Source organism: Sandarakinorhabdus sp. (assembly GCF_031422795.1).
In the GTDB taxonomy this organism is placed as follows: Bacteria; Pseudomonadota; Alphaproteobacteria; order Sphingomonadales; family Sphingomonadaceae; genus Sandarakinorhabdus.
In genome coordinates this window covers 1-2118 of the sequence record NZ_JANPML010000293.1, presented here as the reverse complement: position 1 = coordinate 2118, position 2118 = coordinate 1, and the positions used below count along the sequence as shown (strand labels likewise).

At 66.0% G+C, this 2118-nt stretch carries 3 protein-coding genes; all 3 read left to right on the top strand.

Annotated elements, in window-relative coordinates; genetic code table 11:
* Positions 1-24 precede the first annotated feature (24 nt).
* A complete protein-coding gene (locus tag RMO81_RS10590; protein ID WP_409049609.1) occupies positions 25-495 on the top strand; it encodes a F0F1 ATP synthase subunit B in 471 nt (156 codons plus the stop codon).
* A 1-nt stretch (position 496) separates the two neighbouring features.
* Positions 497-1027, top strand: coding sequence for a F0F1 ATP synthase subunit delta (locus tag RMO81_RS10585; RefSeq protein WP_310475823.1), 531 nt, complete (start codon positions 497-499; stop codon positions 1025-1027).
* Between the two features lie 35 nt (positions 1028-1062).
* The coding region (gene atpA / locus RMO81_RS10580) for a F0F1 ATP synthase subunit alpha (RefSeq protein WP_310475822.1) at positions 1063-2118 on the top strand (1056 nt) is incomplete at its 3' end.

The following is a 2118-nucleotide window of genomic DNA, read 5'->3' as shown; positions in this document are numbered from 1 at the left end:
TCCTTCACGCATGCGAGGTATCACGTGAGCATCAACGCGACACTGTTTTTCCAGATGGTCGTGTTCCTGATCCTGGTCGGGTTCACGATGAAGTTTGTCTGGCCGCCCATTGCCAAGGCGCTGGACGAGCGCATTGCCAAGGTCCAGGCGGGCCTGTCGGCGGCCGACAAGGCCAAGGCCGATCTGGCTTCGGCCAACCAGCGCGTCGAGCAGCAGCTCTCGGCCGCCCGCAACGACGCGGCAAAGCGCCTGGCCGATGCCGAGCGGCTGGCGCAGCAAATGGTCGAAGAGGCCAAGGGCCGGGCGTCTGAAGAGGGCGCCAAGATCATCGCCGCGGCGCGCGTCGAGGCCGAGCAGGAGTCGGTCAAGGCCCGTGTGGTGCTGCGCGAACAGGTCGCCGGCCTGGCCGTCAAGGGCGCCGAGCAGATCCTGCGCCGCGAAGTCGATGCCGGTGTTCACGCCGAGTTGCTGGGCCGCTTGAAAGCGGAGCTCTGACATGGCCGAGTTGGCAACCATCGCCAGGCCCTACGCCGAAGCGTTGTTCCAGTCGGCCGGGTCGAACTCCTCCGCGCTGACTGCCCAATTGCAGTCGATCGCCGACGTGGCAGCGCACACGCAGATCCGCCAGTTCGCAGACAACCCGAAGGCCGACGCGGTTCAGGTGTTCGACCTGGTGGCCGGTGTGGCGGGCGGTACGCTGGACAGCAAGGTTGCCAACCTCCTGCGCACCGTCATCGACAACGGCCGCCTGCAGGCGCTGCCCGAGATCGCGGCGCAGTTCCATGCCCTGGTGAACACGGCAGGCGGTGTCTCCGACGCCCTGATCCAGAGCGCCTACCCGATCGACGCGGCGCAGTTGGCCGAGGTCTCGGCGGCGCTGGAAAAGCGCTTCGGCCGCAAGCTCAACCCCACCGTAGCGCTGGTGCCTGAATTGATCGGCGGCATCCGTGTCGTCGTCGGCGACGAGGTGCTGGACACCTCCGTCAAGGCCCGTCTTGAACAGATGAAGCTCGCGCTCACCGCCTAGTACTGACTAGTGCACCAACGCGCAAAAGGACCGTCATGAACCTGAATCCCGCAGAAATCTCCGAACTCATCAAGAGCCGCATCGAGGGCCTGGGTGCCTCGGCCGACATCAAGAACCAGGGCACCGTGGTGTCCGTCACCGACGGCATCGTGCGTGTGCACGGCCTGTCTGAAGTGATGGCCGGCGAGATGCTGGAATTCCCGCCCACCAAGAGCGGCCAGCCCACCTACGGGCTGGCGCTGAACCTCGAGCGAGACTCGGTCGGCGCGGTGATCCTGGGTGAGTACGAACACATCTCCGAAGGCGACACCGTGAAGTGCACGGGCCGCATCCTGGAAGTGCCGGTCGGCCCCGAGCTGCTCGGCCGCGTCGTCAACGCGCTGGGCCAGCCGATCGACGGCAAGGGCCCGATCAACGCCAAGATGACCGACGTGATCGAGAAGGTCGCCCCGGGTGTGATCGCGCGCAAGAGCGTGGACCAGCCCGTGCAGACCGGCCTGAAGTCGATCGACTCGATGGTGCCCGTGGGCCGTGGCCAGCGCGAGCTGATCATCGGCGACCGCCAGACCGGCAAGACCGCGGTGGCGATCGACACGATCATCAACCAGAAGGGTCAACACATGACCTGCGTCTACGTCGCCATCGGCCAGAAGGCGTCGTCGATCAAGAACGTGGTGCGCTCGCTGGAGCAAGCCGGCGCGATGGAGTACACCATCGTCGTGGCGGCATCGGCTTCGGAGTCGGCGGCCATGCAGTACGTGTCGGCCTACTCGGGCTGCACCATGGGCGAGTACTTCCGCGACCGTGGGCAAGACGCGCTGATCGTGTACGACGACCTGTCCAAGCAAGCCGTGGCCTACCGCCAGGTGTCGCTGTTGCTGCGCCGCCCGCCGGGTCGCGAAGCCTACCCCGGCGACGTGTTCTATCTCCACAGCCGCCTGCTCGAGCGCGCCGCCCGCGTGAACGCCGACTACGTCGAAGCCTTTACCAAGGGCGAGGTCAAAGGCAAGACGGGTTCGTTGACGGCGCTGCCGATCATCGAAACGCAAGCCGGCGACGTGTCGGCCTTCGTGCCGACCAACGTGATCTCC

What these genes read in the sequence shown, in the direction of transcription:
- RMO81_RS10585 (WP_310475823.1), top strand. Translation starts at nt 497, where the DNA reads ATGGCCGAGTTGGCAACCATCGCCAGGCCCTACGCCGAAGCGTTGTTC.